The sequence below is a fragment of the Falsiroseomonas sp. RANM36 genome, from assembly GCF_056682175.1.
Genome location: NZ_JBWXTD010000003.1, coordinates 742,219 through 742,721, shown reverse-complemented (window position 1 = coordinate 742,721; position 503 = coordinate 742,219). Strand labels below are relative to the sequence as shown.

Below are 503 nucleotides of genomic sequence, written 5' to 3'. Positions count from 1 at the left end.
GGGCCTCACCTTTGCCGCTTCGGGCCGTGCCCGGGTGGTTTCGCCCTGCGCGGGCCGGGCCGTGTACGCCGCGCCTTTCCGCTCCTACGGGCTGTTGTTGATTGTGGACTGCGGCGGGGGATACCATTTTGTCCTGGCTGGCCTCGACCGGCTCGATACCGCGGCGGGGCGGCGGCTCCTGGCGGGCGAGCCTGTCGGTGTGCTGGGGAGCGCTGGCAATGACGGCGCCACGCTCTATGTGGAGTTGCGTCGGAACGGGCAGCCGGTTGATCCGCGGCCCTGGTTCGCGGCGCGAGGGTAGAATTCGGGTGATCGGCCCGGATGGATGGTTTTCAGGTCGGCGCCGCGCGGCGCCGGCGAAGGGATCGGGTGGTCGCATGAGCGCCGTGTCTGGACAGGGTTCGTCGCAGCGGGCCGACGCAAGGGTGCCGAGCGTCGGCGCCCCCCCCCCCCGGCCGGCGGGCGGCCGGGGGCGCCCGGGGGTGGGGATGGGGGCGGTCGGC

At 73.8% G+C, this 503-nt stretch carries 1 protein-coding gene; it reads left to right on the top strand.

Annotated elements, in window-relative coordinates:
- Positions 1 to 301 (top strand): murein hydrolase activator EnvC family protein (locus AC1MIR_RS08330; protein ID WP_480027711.1); only part of this gene is annotated, 301 nt, incomplete at its 5' end.
- Between the last annotated feature and the right edge of the window lie 202 nt (positions 302 to 503).